Annotated in this window: 14 protein-coding genes and 2 pseudogenes; 5 read left to right on the forward strand and 11 right to left on the reverse strand. The window is 60.9% G+C overall.

The features are described 5' to 3' along the window. From NKI97_RS27445 to NKI97_RS27460, 4 genes and pseudogenes are all read right to left on the reverse strand, one after another. Positions 1 to 476, reverse strand: a pseudogene (locus tag NKI97_RS27445) (ABC transporter permease); the annotation flags it as partial. Positions 477 to 488: 12 nt separating this feature from the next. Further along, positions 489 to 1,517 carry a sulfate ABC transporter substrate-binding protein gene (locus NKI97_RS27450; RefSeq protein WP_023722473.1) on the reverse strand — a complete coding sequence of 343 codons (1,029 nt, stop codon included), beginning with the start codon at positions 1,515 to 1,517 and terminating at the stop codon, positions 489 to 491. A gap of 243 nt (positions 1,518 to 1,760) precedes the next feature. Next, entirely contained in the window at positions 1,761 to 1,868 is a 108-nt protein-coding gene (locus NKI97_RS27455) for a M15 family metallopeptidase (protein ID WP_023722474.1), read from the reverse strand. Positions 1,869 to 1,897: 29 nt separating this feature from the next. After that, positions 1,898 to 2,122: a M15 family metallopeptidase domain-containing protein gene (locus NKI97_RS27460; protein ID WP_352837690.1), complete on the reverse strand. Its 225-nt coding sequence runs from the start codon at positions 2,120 to 2,122 to the stop codon at positions 1,898 to 1,900. 434 nt (positions 2,123 to 2,556) lie between these two features. Between NKI97_RS27460 and NKI97_RS27465 the strand changes: the two genes are divergently transcribed. Further along, on the forward strand, positions 2,557 to 2,868 hold the full coding sequence (locus tag NKI97_RS27465; protein WP_352797495.1) for a methyltransferase domain-containing protein: 312 nt from the start codon (positions 2,557 to 2,559) through the stop codon (positions 2,866 to 2,868). A gap of 270 nt (positions 2,869 to 3,138) precedes the next feature. Here NKI97_RS27465 and NKI97_RS27470 read toward each other — a convergent pair whose 3' ends face one another. The 4 genes from NKI97_RS27470 to NKI97_RS27485 all read right to left on the reverse strand — a co-directional run bounded on the left by NKI97_RS27470 (position 3,139) and on the right by NKI97_RS27485 (position 8,026). Then, a complete protein-coding gene (locus NKI97_RS27470) occupies positions 3,139 to 4,083 on the reverse strand; it encodes an NAD(P)-dependent oxidoreductase (protein WP_352837692.1) in 945 nt (314 codons plus the stop codon). A gap of 55 nt (positions 4,084 to 4,138) precedes the next feature. Next, on the reverse strand, positions 4,139 to 5,911 hold the full coding sequence (locus NKI97_RS27475) for an adenylate/guanylate cyclase domain-containing protein (protein WP_352837694.1): 1,773 nt from the start codon (positions 5,909 to 5,911) through the stop codon (positions 4,139 to 4,141). Positions 5,912 to 6,474: 563 nt separating this feature from the next. Beyond that, on the reverse strand, positions 6,475 to 7,512 hold the full coding sequence (locus NKI97_RS27480; RefSeq protein ID WP_352837696.1) for a tetratricopeptide repeat protein: 1,038 nt from the start codon (positions 7,510 to 7,512) through the stop codon (positions 6,475 to 6,477). Next, on the reverse strand, positions 7,484 to 8,026 hold the full coding sequence (locus tag NKI97_RS27485) for a LuxR C-terminal-related transcriptional regulator (RefSeq protein ID WP_352837697.1): 543 nt from the start codon (positions 8,024 to 8,026) through the stop codon (positions 7,484 to 7,486). Before NKI97_RS27485 ends, NKI97_RS27480 begins: the two co-directional genes overlap by 29 nt. Before the next feature lie 84 nt (positions 8,027 to 8,110). Here NKI97_RS27485 and NKI97_RS27490 point away from each other — a divergent pair, with 84 nt between their 5' ends. Then, positions 8,111 to 8,401, forward strand: coding sequence for a hypothetical protein (locus tag NKI97_RS27490; protein WP_352797488.1), 291 nt, complete (start codon positions 8,111 to 8,113; stop codon positions 8,399 to 8,401). Between the two features lie 187 nt (positions 8,402 to 8,588). Here the strand turns inward: NKI97_RS27490 and NKI97_RS27495 are convergent, their stop codons facing one another. The 3 genes and pseudogenes from NKI97_RS27495 to NKI97_RS27505 form a co-directional block, all read right to left on the reverse strand. After that, a complete protein-coding gene (locus NKI97_RS27495; RefSeq protein ID WP_352725063.1) occupies positions 8,589 to 8,855 on the reverse strand; it encodes a hypothetical protein in 267 nt (88 codons plus the stop codon). Between the two features lie 474 nt (positions 8,856 to 9,329). Beyond that, positions 9,330 to 10,034 (reverse strand): annotated as a pseudogene (locus NKI97_RS27500) (IS6 family transposase). A gap of 52 nt (positions 10,035 to 10,086) precedes the next feature. Beyond that, the gene (locus tag NKI97_RS27505; protein WP_352837699.1) at positions 10,087 to 10,983 is read right to left on the reverse strand and encodes a LysR family transcriptional regulator; all 897 of its coding nucleotides are present in this window, start codon (positions 10,981 to 10,983) and stop codon (positions 10,087 to 10,089) included. Between the two features lie 79 nt (positions 10,984 to 11,062). On the opposite strand from NKI97_RS27505, the gene NKI97_RS27510 reads away from it, so the two are divergent. Genes NKI97_RS27510 through NKI97_RS27520 form a run of 3 tightly spaced genes read left to right on the forward strand, consistent with a single transcriptional unit; the run spans position 11,063 to position 14,527 of the window. Next, positions 11,063 to 12,277: a trans-sulfuration enzyme family protein gene (locus tag NKI97_RS27510; protein WP_352725067.1), complete on the forward strand. Its 1,215-nt coding sequence runs from the start codon at positions 11,063 to 11,065 to the stop codon at positions 12,275 to 12,277. A 28-nt stretch (positions 12,278 to 12,305) separates the two neighbouring features. After that, a complete protein-coding gene (locus NKI97_RS27515; protein ID WP_352725069.1) occupies positions 12,306 to 13,340 on the forward strand; it encodes a transporter substrate-binding domain-containing protein in 1,035 nt (344 codons plus the stop codon). Positions 13,341 to 13,345: 5 nt separating this feature from the next. Continuing rightward, entirely contained in the window at positions 13,346 to 14,527 is a 1,182-nt protein-coding gene (locus NKI97_RS27520; RefSeq protein WP_352837701.1) for an amino acid ABC transporter permease, read from the forward strand. Position 14,528 lies beyond the last annotated feature (1 nt).

Consider the following 14,528-nt stretch of genomic DNA (forward strand, 5'->3'; position numbering starts at 1 on the left):
AAGGGCAGACCGATGAAGACCAGCGCGATGACGATGCCGAGCGGCGTATACGCGACCTTAATGCCGAGCGGCGTCAGCAGGCTTCTGATCCAGCCATTCGGTGCGTAAAGCGTGGTCAGCGCGATGCCGGCAACCGCCGTCGGCAGCGCGAAGGGCAGGTCGACCATGGCATCGGCGATGCGGCGGCCTGGAAAGCTGTAGCGCACCAGCACCCACGCGACGATCGTGCCGAAGACGACGTTGACGGCGGCGGCAATGAAGGCGGTGCCGAAGCTGATTTCAAGCGCGTTGATGGTACGGCGATCGGTGACGATCGCCCAGAAATCGGTCCAGCCGAGCGTCGCCGATCGCAGACCAACCCTGAGAGGGGGATGAGGATGATGGTAGGCAAGCGAGAAGCCGAGCGTCAATCCGAAACCCGGAATGACGCTCGGCTGTCTGAACCGCCACCCCGCCTTGGCGGGTGTCGTCCTGATCTAGATTTTATGTTACTGCGCTGGCTTGTAGATCTGGTCGAATATACCACCGTCGCCGAAATGGTAAGGCTGCGCCTTCGTCCATCCGCCGAAAATTGGATCGTCGATGCTGATCCGCTTGATTTCCGGCAGTTTGGCGAGATCCTCCGCAGGCACCAGGTCGGGCTTCGCCGGACGGTAGTGGTTCTTGGCGATGATCGTCTGGCCTTCCTTGGAATAGAGATAGCCCAGATAGGCTTCGGCAACTTTGCGTGTGCCCTTGGCATCGACATTGGCGTCGACAACGGCGACCGGCGGTTCGGCGAGGATCGAGGTCGGCGGGATGACGATTTCGAACTGATCGGCGCCGAACTCGTCCAGCGCCAGATAGGCCTCGTTTTCCCAGGCGATCAGCACGTCGCCAAGGCCCTTTTGCGCGAAGGTCACGGTAGAGCCACGCGCGCCGGTGTCAAGCACCGGAACATGGGAATAGAGGTTGCCGACGAATTCCTTGGTCTTGGCTTCATCGCCGCCATCGTTGGTGTTGGCCCAGGCCCAGGCCGCGAGGTAGGCCCACCGGCCACCACCGGAGGTCTTGGGATTGGACGTGATCACCTGGACGCTGTCCTTTGTGAGATCGCCAAAATCGTGAATGCCCTTCGGGTTGCCCTTGCGGACGAGGAGGACGATGGTCGAGGTATAAGGAGCCGAATTGTTCTCGAACTTCGTCCGCCAGTCGGGATTGATCTTCTTCGTTTTCGAGACGATCGCGTCGATGTCGCCTTGCAGCCCCAGCGTCACCACGTCGGCGTCGAGGCCGTCGATCACGGCGCGCGCCTGGGCGCCGGATCCGCCATGCGACTGCTGGACGGTGACGGTCTCGCCCGTCTCGCCCTCCCAGTGAGCGGCGAAGGCCTGGTCGAATTGCTTGTAGAGCTCACGCGTCGGGTCATAGGACACGTTGAGAATGGTGGTGTCGGCAAACGCGAAACCGAGCGTGCCGAACTGGACAGATGTGGCGACCAGCGCGCCGAGCAGTTTCCTGAAATGAGGTTTGGTCATTTCCGCCTCCGTTGAACTCGCGCCAAATCTACCGAATTGATAGAATTTAGATGCATTCAATGTTGCCTTTTTTGGCCTAGTGAAGCAATTTTTCGCCTATTTTACTCTAAAGGAGGAATGTTTTTCTTCACACAGCGTGACTCGGGATCCTGGGCTCCCGGAGGCGATAATTAGAAACCGCCAGCCCTTCGGCAATGGCCGCGCAGGGGCAACGAGGGTTTCATCCCACGGTGGCCGGCGGAGCTACTCGGCGCCGACGGGAAAGTTGAAGCGTTCTCTTGGAAACGGCTCGTTTTCCAGCGTGAAGTGCCACCATTCGCGCGCATAATTGTTGAAGCCGCCGGCGCGCATCGCCTCGACAAGTCTTTCGCGGTTTGCCGCTACTTCACTGGCGAGCGGTCGGTGAGCCGTTTCGCTCGCCGGGTCGAACACTCGAAGCCAGTGCCGAAATCGAGCGTGTCGGCATCGGTCGCGCCGCAGGCCGGTTTCGGCGCGCTCTTGTGGTCGGTCCGCGCGATCGCGACCTCGACTGTCGAGCCGCGCGAATGGGTGGACAGTTCGCCGATATAGCCCTTGGCGATGAGATCCTTGGCGCTTGATGTCACGATGGCTGCCCGTATTGACGTCCGCTGCACTCACCAAGGACGACCCCAATTGGACTGCGCATATTACGCACGCATGGCAACACTGCGCCGCGGTTGCTAGGGGGGTCAAGCAGAGTTGAATGGCGAAAGATTGAGGGTCCAATCGTGATGCGGCGGCGCCCAAATTTGCGACAGCGCGCCAACGGGCAAAGACGACCCCGAGCGGAAGTTCGTTCGTCGAGGGCGAATTCACGCCCATGACCCGAACCCACCCTTCCCGGGGCGATTTGGCGGCCCGAAAGCTGACCTTTAGCGGAACCGGCGGTCGTGACCCTGAAGCGACATTCGCATTGAGGTGGACAGCGAGTCTCGTTGACTGGCTGCCGCATCGGCGCATAGTCGTCGACCAGCACGATGCCCCATTTGGGGAACAGTCGTATGAGGGGAGGCAGGCCATGGAAGTCGCCGGTGGCGCTGGTGCCGACGTTCACGTCCCGTATATTCTCGTCCATTCCGATCGCGAGATCAGGCGTCTCAGCCATCAGGCGGGCATCATTAACCCGATCACGCGAAGAATCTTGCTCTCTGCGGGCATGAGCCCCGGGATGCGCGTGCTCGACGTGGGCTGTGGCGCGGGTGACGTTACATTCCTGGTTTCCGAGATGGTTGGCAGCGGAGGTCAGGTCATTGGCGCAGATCGGGCTCCAGCGGCCCTGGCGGCGGCGGAGCGGCGTGCCACTGGGCGGCTGCCTCTCACGAACGACTAAGGCGCATGTCCGCTCTTGGCGCGATCGAGGCGATGCGGACTTCGCCTACTCAGCAGCCGCCAGTGCGGGTCAAACGGCTTGGTTGGGTGGTTCTCTGCCGTCTGTCTCGTCGAGCGGAACGAGCAGGCAGCGCCATTAACGGACTAAGAGTGGATTCTTAGCCCGCACTTAGGGTCCGTACAGAAATTTTCGAATCGATTAGGTTTATTAGGCCGCGGCAATTGGCCGAATCCCGTCAAGGAACTGAAGCAGTTATTGCCATACGGGCCCTTAGTAGCCCCGCTCAAGATTTACGAGATTGGTGATGTCATTGCCCAACTTGATCTGCTCGCACAGACCTGCCACCTGCGCTATGCCCGAATCGACCCAATAGCTTGCCACATGTGGTGTGATGGTCACCTTCGGATGGGCCCATAGCGGACTCGCCTGGTCGAGCGGTTCCGAGGTAAAAACATCGAGGCAGGCGCCTGACAGTTGCCCAGCGTCAATGGCGTGCAGAAGTGCAGCCTCGTCGACGTGTGCTCCGCGTCCGACATTAACGAGGTAGGCGCCGCGCTTCATCAGACGGAAAGTTTCGGAATTAAGTATTCTTCGAGTTTCGGTGGTCAGCGGCAGCGCGCACACGACGAAGTCTCGTTCAGCCAAGGCCTCCTTAAGCGCTGGGGCACCAGCGTAACAGGCCACATCGGCGATTTGCTTAGGGTTGCGGGACCATGCCGCCGTGCGATATCCCAGCTCGGCGAAGAGTCGCGCGGCCCATCCACCGATACGCCCAGCCCCAAGGATAACGATGCGGGTCTCGCTGGTCTTCCGTGGCGCGATCGGGCGCCATCTCTTCTGGGTCTGTTGGAGAGCATATTCAACGACATGGCGTTGCCGGCACAGTACTCTGAGAACAATGTACTGCACAACCTCAGAGGCAAGTTCGCGGGTCGCCAAACGTACGACGCCAACGCCCGCAGGCAGCTCACCCAGTTGCAAGCCGTCTATGCCCGCGCCGAGATAGGCAACTGCACGCAATCGCGTCATACCTTCAAAAAACCTGCGCGGCGTACCCTTATCGATCAGCACCAAGTCAATGTCGCCGGGATCGCCGTGATGGGGCCATAACCGGAAGTCGAGGCCCGAAACGCGCGCCTTGAGAGATCGCGCCCACTCCCCCGCGTCGATATAGTCGGGGTAATCATTCACCATCAGTAAAGTGAGTGCTTTCACCACTACCTCCTAAACACTCTGTTCGACGTACATCAGCCGGAATGGATCGAAGCGGCTATCCGGGCACGCCAGCCATGCGCATCGCCTCTGCGAAGTGATCACGATCTTCTTGACGACGGAATGGGTTGTTGTCGAGCAGAAGCTGGATGCATCCTTTGGCTGCTTGCTCAACGCCCCCCGGCCTTGCTTTCAGCCTCGCTACTGCTTTTTCCGCCCATAGCTTTGCCTCGGCAAGCCTATCAAGCTTGGCAAGTATAGCTGCGCCGAAAAAAGTCGAATCGATAAAGTAGTCGGGGACTCTGATCCGCGCGGCTAGGGCCTCGGGATACCGCCTTGCGGTAAATAGGGCAGTCGCCTGAAAGGCGATATACCAATCGGGGTATCGTGGATTGAGACGCATTGCCGCTTCGCCGCAGGCAACCGCCTTTTCCCCTTCTCCATACATTGCGAGCATGTAGCTGGCATTGGCGAGGCTGTCGGCATCGTTAGGGTTGAACATGATGGCGCGATCCACATGTTTCTTCATGCGCTCATAGTCGCCCCGATAGAGGCAAGGCCATGCCAGCGCGATGTGGGCTTGATAATCGGCTTCATCGAGCGCGAGGGCCCGTTTGGCGCAATCAAAGGCCATGTCATAAGCGCCTCTACCTTCTGCCGCAATTAGCAAATCAAGCGCTTCTATCTGGTAGGTCACCGCTAAACCGGAATAGGCGCGCGAAAAGCTTGGGTCTGTGGCAGCAGCCTTTTCGAAGTGTTGGCGCGCTTCAAGATTGTTCTGACCCACCGTCCACAAGAGATGTTTGCCGCGCAACCAATGGTCATAGGCGATGAGGTTTTCAGGGTGCTTACGCTTAGCGCGTTCCAAGGAATCGTCTTCGAGGCCCACGGCCAGCATGCCCACGATCCTCTGGGTTATCTCGTCCTGAACCGCAAACATATCGGCAATTTCTCGATCATAGCGCTCCGCCCAGATGTGGCTGCCGGTCTCAGCGTCGATGAGCTGCGCGGTTATGCGCAGACGATTCCCGGCGCGACGAACGCTTCCCTCGAGTACATAGGTCACGCCCAAGTCGCGCGCCACGTCGGGGATCTTCATCGTCCGTCCCTTGTAGGTGAACGAGGAATTGCGGGCGATGACGGACAGCGACCGAAAGCGCGAAAGTTCGGTAATGATGTCCTCTGTGATGCCGTCGGAGAAGTACTCCTGCTCTGGATCGCCGCTCATATTGACAAACGGCAAGACGGCGACCCACGGCTTATCGGGTAGCGACAGTGCGCGACGCACCAAGGCAGAGGTATCGGCTGGGCGCACTCGGCAAACGCGCACCAGCTGCTCGATGTTCTTCAGCGCCTGCTCGCCCATATCCTCGAACTGCAGATCGAGCCGGTTGCCCAGGTGGTCACGCACTGTGCCCGACACCGCTATGCCACCGGCCGGGGCGACGCTCTCAAGCCTAGCCGCAATGTTCACTCCGTCTCCGAAGATGTCCTCGCCCTCGACGATGACATCGCCCAGGTTGACCCCGATCCGCAGTCGGATCGCGCGGTCCTCTGGCATGTCGGCGTTGCGCGCCTCCAGCCGCCGCTGGATGTCGACCGCACAGGCAACGGCGTTAACAACGCTGGGGAACTCAGCCAGAACCCCATCGCCGGTCGCCTTGAAAATCCTACCCATGTGTTCGGCGATCTTTGGATCGACCAGCTCGGCTCGCAGCGCCCTCAGCGTAGTCAGCGTGCCCATCTCGTCATGGCCCATGAGCCGGCTGTAACCGACCACATCGGCAGCGAGTATGGCGGCCAAACGGCGCTGCACGGCGCTCTCGACCACGCTCGGACTCCTCCCACGTGTGACGGCTCCGCTTTGGAGCCCAATCAACTACACAATACCAGCGCCTTATGTCAGGGCAATCGGGCGCTCGGATATGACGCCTCCCATCGGCAAGCCATTAGAAGCTACGACACGTACGGGCGGAATGACAGCTTTGGGTCATGGCCGTGAATTGACCCGGAGCAAGCGAGCTTCTGCTTAGGGTCGACTCCGGCCAGTGCGTGAAGGTCGGCTTAGGAGGCGCGACTCGAATGGCGCGAAATGGCGCGTCCCGCTGGTTCGAACATCCGCCCTCGAGAACGCCCTAAATGAGCGTCAAACGACTTGGTTGGGTGTTTTTTGCCTTCCCTCTCGCCGATTGGAACGAGAAAGGAGCGCCAAATCCTGACGTACAGACGAACGGTCGATAAGGTCGCGATCCTGACCCACATTTCCAGTGCTTCTTCAGGCGGCCTTCAGAACTGTCTTTCTGACGAGTGCGATTTTGCACTCATCGATGAAAGCTGGCAAGAAATGGAGCGCAATCCAAGAACTGGCTCCGGCCGCAAGCGCTAGCGGAGAAGCTATCTCAATCCGGCCCGCCGTGCACCTTCGCGGATGGCGACAAGCGCGGGAGGATTGGTGACCGGATAGGTTCTGATGAACCCCTCGACGGTAAAGCCGGGGAATTCGCTCGCCAATCGGGCGGCGATCTTCGCGGCCTGTGGTACTTCGTCGAGCATCGCATGTCCCATCGACTGGAACAACAGGGTGGCCGGCGAATCGGGCGGGCTCTGCTGGAACGCCACGACGCTCTCCCGGTAGCGCCCGACCACGAAATTCGTGCGACCAAGCATGCTGAAGTACCAGAGCGGAGCTAGCGGGTTGAGACGTAGAGCCCTCTGGATCAACACGCAGCCCTGCTGCGGATCACCTGTCACCAGTGCTCGGCTTCCGGCAATCATCGCCAGCGTATCGGCATCGTTTGGAGCGGCGGCCAAAGCGCGATCGAGTTCCTCGGCAGCGGCTCCCAAGTCGCCTCGCGCCGCGCGAATGTCGGCCATGCCCTGACGGGCCATGCTGTCTCCCGGATCGAGCAAAAGAGCTTGTTCCATGCACGAGTACCAGCGTTCCAGCGAGACGGATGGATTACTCGCGTACCAGGCTTCGACGGCGTAAGAAAATCCCAACGTCAACCAGGCTCGCGCCAGCCCCGGATCGAGTTCGACTGCGCGCGACAAGAGACGGATTGCTTCCACGTTCGAGGTGCGGGTGAACACATTGTGCTGTTCGACGCCGAGCAGATAGTAGTCATAGGCACCCAGGCTGGCGGGCGGCTTGCGCCGGATGACATCCCGTCCAAGGTGGGCAAGCTTGCCGCAGCAGCTGACAAGGACATTGACGACGTTCTCGGTGACCATGTCTTGCGTAGCAAACAGATTGTCGGCCGATTGATCGTATCGCGCCGCCCAAAGATCGGCACCACTCCTCACATCGACAAGCTGCACCGAAATGCGGAACTGCTCGCCGGTAGCCTGAAGGCTCCCTTCGAGCAAATAGTCGGCATTCAACTCCCGACCGATGGAGCGCAGATCATCGCGCCTTCCCTTGAACATCAGCATCGGTCTGGCGGGCAATCACCGCAAGGGCGGAGTAACGCGCGAGATCGACAATAATATCGGCGGACAAACCGTCGGCCAGCCTTCCCCAACGCTCGTCCGAGCTCAAATTTTCAAAGGGCAGGACCGCGATGACCGGTGGCCCGGAGCCGCCGGGCGACAGACCCTCGAAACGAGCTTGTCCGGACTCTTGCCGGCTCTCACTCGAGAGCAGGCTTGCCAACGCCACTTTGCTGCTAACGCCAAGCTTTCGATAGACCACCGACAGATGGGTTCGAACGGTGGTCGGCGCGATGAACAGCGTCTCGCCGATCTCACGATAGGTCATGCCTTCGGCGAATTTCGCAGCGACCACCCGCTCCCGGTCCGAAAGCCCGGTCAGAGGATTGCCTACTGCGTCAAGCATTGCGTCATTCCGATCCGCGGCGCGTATGGTCGGGAACGTACCGATTTCGCGACACAGCGAAAATACTACAGATGCGACACCAAAAACACTCCATCTGTACGATCCCGCCAAGTCGTTGCCGCTCCTAGCATCCACGGATCCACAACACGTTGCCCGGTTCACTGTCCAGGCCAGGCAAAATGTCAGGAGGCATCCATGAGAAAGTCATCCGCAGTCGCCGGCATGCTGGTGCTGGCTCTTTCGACCGCGCCAAGTCTCTCCGGCGAAACGACGCCAGTGGGAACGCCAATCTCCATAGAAGCGGTAAGGCTTGCCAGCGACCGCGTCTATTCCGATCTCTTGCGCCGTGCCTTTGCGAATGGCTGGCGATACCCACCCGAGCAAATCAAGAGCGGCTTCAAGCGGCATTTCGAGGAAACGAGGCTGCAACTGATCGATCAGGGCTACATCATCGTGCCCGATGTATCGGAAAGTGCTTCGCAGTGACGTTTCTCAGGATCGGGTCTTTGATCACGGCGTGCCTTCATCGGTAATCGCACCCCGCGGCCTTCGTTACTCGTCTTTAGCTGGCGCTGCCGCCAATCCGCCGGACGCGGAGCGAGCGAATGCCACGATTGCCGTCAATCCGTGATGTAGTCGACTATGGCGGCCAGGCGCGCGGCGACGACCGCGCTCATACTGGTCTGTCCCAAAGAGCCGTGCGTGTGATGGCGAGCAAAACGAGATCGAAGATGTGCCGGCGGATGATCTCACGGGCTTCCGCAGAACCGTTGAGTGGATGCTTTTCGAGTGTGCAGAGGTAGCCGCGTAGCAATTGCAGCGCCTCGGATACCCCTGGCGCGCGCTGCATGACCGCACAGTCGAGCCCGGCGCCAAGACACCACTCCATCTGGCAAAACGCCAGGGGCAACGCGAAGTTGCCGACTATCTCATGTCGCACGGCGTCGTCTTGCCAACACCGGCCCCGATCTCAACGAAGTTGGCTTCTGCCGATGTCGAGAAAGGCCGGACCTACGTCACCCGCGCGTGTGACCGTTGCCACAATGCCGAGCCACTGGGAGGGAACAAAACGGACCGAACTTGTGGAGCGTCGTCGGCCGCGATAAGGTATCCATGGCAAAAATGCGTTACTCCGACGCTTTGCTCGGCTGGGAAGGCGTGTGGAGGTAAGAGGACCTGAACAGATATCTCTTCGGGCCCATGCTCACCACGCCGGGCGTTAAGATGGAGATACCTGGTGTCTCGGACGAGACCGAACGGGTCGACCTGATCGCGTACTTGCGCACACTCGGTGACAAGCCGATGCCGCCACCCTGAATCGATGATCTCTTGCACAAGTACTGCTGCGGACCTGCGTCGGCGGTGATGTCACATAGACGGAGATGGGCTGTGGTTGTGACTTTTGGGAATGATTTCAGGCGATCACGCCGGCAGCAGGTTTCCATTGCGCCATGGCATTCAGGCGGTGAAGATGGATCTGAAAGGGGGCGCGTTTTGAACGGGGCGGGACGAAGAGATTGCGGGCTGCAGAGAAGGTCGAGACGAAACGCTGGAGGCTCCCCGGTGATCGAAAACCTTGCATCATCCGCTCTCGTTTTCGCAGTGGCACATGCGAATTCTCCGCTCTGTTGTTCAAGCCCTTGTGCGACCGGTGCTCGATGTCCATCATGACCTGACGCCGCGCTGCTCCATAGGAGCCGAGCTTGTCGGTGATCATGCGCTTGAGCACCTGGCCCTGCTTCTTCAACAGCCGTATCAGCAAGCGCTTGGCGGCCTTGGTGTTGCGCCGGGTCTGGACGATCTCGTCGAACACATAGCCGTCCTGGTCGACGGCGCGCCATAACCAATGCTTCTTGCCGGCGATCGTGATGGCGACTTCGTCGAGGTGCCAGATATCATTTCAACTGGGCTGCTTGCGGCGCAGGTGCCGGGCGTAGTCCGGCCCGAACTTCCTGCCCCAGCGACGGATCGTCTCGTAGGAAACGACGATGCCGCGCTCGAGCAGCATTTCTTCGACATGACGCAGGCTCAGCGGAAATCGATAATACAGCCACAGCGCGTGGGCAATGATCTCGGGTGGGAACCGATGCCGTTTGTAGCTGATCTGCGAAGTGTTCATCCCCCGCATCTATCGCAGCGATCCCTGACACGCAGTTGCCGTGACAACGCCCCTATGCCTCGCTCGATAGCATATTGCGAGCGGCATAGAGTTCGCCAATGAAGTCGGTGATCAAGGTCGAATTGATGCCGTCCGGCGGGCGCAGGAGTAGCGCGCGGAAATTGACGGCTGGCTCGAATGGCCTGGCCAAAATACCGCCGATCATGCGGTCCGCAATGACGGAGGGATTGACCAAGCCGATTCCCATGCCCTTCGCTGCAAGGATAGCGATGGTCAGGCCGTAGGGCGTTTCGATCAGGATGCGCGGTCGCACCCCATGCGCGGCCAGGATCTTGTCCATCGCGAGCCGCGCCGTATCTTCCGGCGACAATGCCAGGAAGGCCTCGTCGGCGAGATCGGCCGGTGTGATTATCTGCTTCCGCGCCAGCCGGTGGTTCTTCGGCATGACGCAAACGGCGCGCGGTGTGGTGAAGACGCTGTGCAGCACGCCGCTGGTGTCGACCTCGTCGGCCGCGAGCCCGATATCGAAACTGCCAGAGGCGACCAGGTCGCGCACGATATTGGAGGTGCGGACCTGATAGCTGATTCGCACCTGCGGATGCCGGTGCGAGAACGCTACGATGGCGCGCGGCACCAGCCCATGCCCGAGTGCCGACAGGGAGGCGACGCGGATGGTACCGGTGCCGACCTCCTTGATCTGGGCCGCCCGCAGCTTCAGCCGGTCGAGCCCGACCAGGTTGGCTTTCACCTCGGCATGGAACAACTCCCCTTCGCGTGTCGGCACCAGCCTGCCACGAATGCGGTCGAAAAGCCTGAAGCCGAGCTCGGCCTCTAGCTTGGCTAGCGAACGGCTGATGGCCGGCTGCGAGGTGTCGAGCAGCGCGGCCGCCGCGCCGGCGCCGCGCGTGATCATGATCGCGTTGAAGACATCGATGTCGCGCAGGTTCATAGTCAGCCCATATCAAAAGCGAATTAACTTTATCGCTGCGGTCATAGATGGCAATGGGTGAGCCGGCTAAGCTGCGCCTATGAACCGACGCGATGACACTTCACATGTCCATCCTCCCAAGCGCTCCGAGGAACCGTTCCAGGCGGTGGCGATGCCGGTCGAGCGAGCCTCGACCGTGGTCTTTGACGATCTGGAATCGTTCGAGCTTCGCGTCGAGCGTCTGTACGACGGGTTCAGCTACGGACTTTACGGCACACCGACCAGCCGGCAGCTCGAAGATCATATCGCCGTGTTGGAATGCGGATCGCGGGCTCTCGTCCTCCCGTCGGGCATGGCGGCCATGACGCTGGCGACCATGGCTGTCTGCCGTGGCGGCGAAAGCGTTCTGATCCCGGAGACGCTCTATGGCCCGGCGCGCGACATGGCCGAGCGTTTTCTCGGCCCACTCGGGATCGAGGCGGTTTCCTACGATCCACGGCTGGACGCAAGTATCGCGGCCATGATCGACGGCAGAACGCGGCTGGTCTGGGCAGAATCGCCTGGCTCAGCCACCTTCGAAGTTCAGGATGTGCCAGCCATCACGGCCGCGGCCCACAAGGCCGGCGCGCTCGTTGCGGCCGACAACACCTGGGCCTCGCATCTGCTGTTCAAGCCGCTCGCTCATGGCGTCGACATCTCGATGCAGGCGCTTTCCAAACACGCCGGCGGCCACGGCGACCTCTTGATGGGCTCGCTCGCAGTGCATGACCATGCCCTGTTCCGGCGCCTGAAGGATACAGCGCGTTTCCTTGGCTATGGCGTCTCGCCCGAGGATTGCGCGCTGTGCGAGCGTGGCCTGATGACCATGCCGGTGCGCATGCGTCATGCCGACGCCACCGCGCGGAAGATCCTCGCCTGGCTATCGGAACGCCAGGAAGTCGCGCAGATCTTGCATCCCGCGGAGCCTGGCCATCCCGGCCACGCGGTCTGGAAGCGTGACTTCGCCGGATCGGCGGGCGTGTTCTCCTTCGTGCTGCGGCCGGAACTGGCGCCACTGCAATCCGATGTCCTGCGCAGCCTGCGGCTGTTCAGGCTCGGCGCAAGCTGGGGCGGCGTGCATTCGCTGATTGCCGTCAGCGATCCGCGCAAAGGGCGCGCCAGCCTCGATTGGCTGAAGCCCGGCCCGGTCTGGCGCCTGTCGATCGGCCTTGAGGCGCTCGAAGATCTTCTGGCCGACCTTTCCCAGGCCTTCGAACTCTTTGCTGAAGCCCGGCGCAACGGAACCGCCGCGGCCGACGTCAACGCCGCAGAATGACGACAACTCAACGACAAGGGGAATGATTATGAAACATCAAGGTCTGAAATGGCTCACGGGTCTGGCGATAGGATTGGCCAGCCTGACTTCGGGCGCCGTGGACGCCAGCGCGCAGGCGGTTATCAACAAGATCAAGGAACGCGGCTATGTCAGCTGCGGCGCCAGCCAGGGCGTGCCCGGTCTCTCCCGGCCCGACGAGAAGGGGTATTATCGCGGCTTCGATTCCGATATCTGCCGCACTTTCGCGGTCGCCATCCTCGGCGACAAGGAGAAGATCCGTTACGTGCCGCTTAACGCAGGCCAGCGTTTTCCTGCGCTGCAGACCGGAGAGATCGACGTTCTGTCGCGCACATCCACCATCACCTACAGTCGCGATACGGTTGTCCGCTTCGTCTGGATCAATCTCTACGACACGGACGGCATGCTCGTGCGCAAGGCCGACAATATTACCGAGCCCAAACTGCTGGACGGAAAGACCGTTTGCCTGCAAGGCGGTGGCAGCCTGACCGAGAAAGCGATCGAGGAAACCGAGGAAGAGTTCGGGATCGCGATGGAGAAAGTCTATTACGACTCGACCATTCAGGCGCGCGACGCCTTCTTTGGCGGCCGCTGCGATTCATACGTCACCGACGGCACTGCGGCAGCCGGACAGCGTGCTTCGGTGGCCAAGAACCCCGACGACTACGACATCATCAAGGTCGGCAAAGCCGCCGAACCCAATGGCGTCGCGGTCGCCCGCGGCGACGATCAACTCTTCGACGTCGTGCGCTGGACATTGAATGCCCTGTTCTGGGCCGAGGCCAACGGCATCACCTCGCAGAACATCGATGAAAAGCTTGTGTCGGGCAGTCCGGAAGTCAAACGGGTGCTCGGCGAGGAACCCGGCTTCGGCAAGCCGCTCGGATTGGACGATAAGTGGGCCTACAACGTCATCAAGCAAATGGGCAACTACGCCGAGATCTGGGACCGCAATCTCGGCAAGGACAGCCCGCTAAAGGTCGAACGCGGTCTGAACGCGTTGTGGAAGGACGGGGGCCTCAACTATCCTTTCCCCTGGGATTGAGCCGCATGATGGAGGGGGACGCGCCCGCCGTTCCCCTTTCCCTGCCAACGCAGCGAACCGTCGAGGTCGAAATGCTGAGCGACGCCAGGACCAGATCGATCATCATCCAGTGTGCCCTGGTGGCCGTGGCTGCCGCCTTCGCTGCCCTGCTCGTCAGCACGACTTTCGCCAATCTCAGGGCACGCGGCATACCGATCGGCTTCGATTTCCTGACGATGCCGTCAAGGATCGTCATCTCCGAGGCAATCCTCACTTACAAGTCGCGGGACCCCTATTACTGGGCGATCGCGACCGGGCTCGCCAATACGGTCTTCGTCTCCGCGGTCGTCATCGTCTTCTCATCCGCGCTCGGCCTCGTCGTCGGCATCACCCGGCTGAGCAGCAATCCCCTGGCGGCGGGCACCTGCCGCGTATGGGTGGAGGTTGCACGCAATTCACCGCCGATCGTGCTTCTGATCTTTCTCTACTCGCTGTGGTGGAAGGTGCTGCCGCCGGTCGGCGAAGCGCTCAATCCGCTGCCAGGCATTTACGCCTCGATGCGCGGCTTTGTGGTGCCGGCCGTCAGCATGGACGTCGCCACCGCGGGATTGCTCGTCATTGCTCTCGCCCTGGCACTGGCGGCCGCTGGCTGGGCGGCGGCGAGAAGAGGATGGCTGCCACCGCTGACCGCGCCGGCGATCCTTACGGTTGGCATTGCCGGGCTCTGGCTTGCCGATGCGAAGTTCTCCGTCGACTGGCCGACCTTCACTGGGTCGAACTTCAAAGGCGGCAAGGACCTGACGCCCGAACTCAGCACCATCCTCATCGGGCTGACCATCTACACCACCGGCTTCGTCGCCGAGATCGTGCGTGGCGGCGTGCTTTCGGTCGGCCGCGGTCAGTGGGATGCAGGTCATTCGCTCGGCCTGCCACGCGGCAAAATATTGCGTCTGATCATCATCCCGCAGATGCTGCGGGTGATCGTCCCGCCGCTCAACAGCCAATACATCAACGTCGTCAAGAATTCGACGCTGGCGATCGCGGTCGGCTATCCCGACTTCCTTGCGGTGATGAACACCATCATCAGCAAGTCCAGCCATTCGATCGAGGGCGTCTTCATCATCCTCGGCGTCTATCTCGCCCTCAACCTGAGCCTGTCGAGCGCGGCCAATTGGTACAACCGTCGCATCGCCATCGTGGAGCGCTGAA

Source organism: Mesorhizobium sp. M0296, from assembly GCF_040321675.1.
In the GTDB taxonomy this organism is placed as follows: domain Bacteria; phylum Pseudomonadota; class Alphaproteobacteria; order Rhizobiales; family Rhizobiaceae; genus Mesorhizobium.

Bases quoted from the DNA above. Each gene is read 5' to 3' on its own strand.
- NKI97_RS27505 (WP_352837699.1), bottom strand. From the start codon at position 10,983: ATGAACCTGCGCGACATCGATGTCTTCAACGCGATCATGATCACGCGC.
- NKI97_RS27450 (WP_023722473.1), bottom strand. From the start codon at position 1,517: ATGACCAAACCTCATTTCAGGAAACTGCTCGGCGCGCTGGTCGCCACA.
- NKI97_RS27465 (WP_352797495.1), top strand. From the start codon at position 2,557: ATGGAAGTCGCCGGTGGCGCTGGTGCCGACGTTCACGTCCCGTATATT.
- NKI97_RS27515 (WP_352725069.1), top strand. From the start codon at position 12,306: ATGAAACATCAAGGTCTGAAATGGCTCACGGGTCTGGCGATAGGATTG.
- NKI97_RS27455 (WP_023722474.1), bottom strand. From the start codon at position 1,868: ATGCGCGCCGGCGGCTTCAACAATTATGCGCGCGAATGGTGGCACTTC.
- NKI97_RS27480 (WP_352837696.1), bottom strand. From the start codon at position 7,512: ATGCTGATGTTCAAGGGAAGGCGCGATGATCTGCGCTCCATCGGTCGG.
- NKI97_RS27510 (WP_352725067.1), top strand. From the start codon at position 11,063: ATGAACCGACGCGATGACACTTCACATGTCCATCCTCCCAAGCGCTCC.
- NKI97_RS27490 (WP_352797488.1), top strand. From the start codon at position 8,111: ATGAGAAAGTCATCCGCAGTCGCCGGCATGCTGGTGCTGGCTCTTTCG.
- NKI97_RS27520 (WP_352837701.1), top strand. From the start codon at position 13,346: ATGATGGAGGGGGACGCGCCCGCCGTTCCCCTTTCCCTGCCAACGCAG.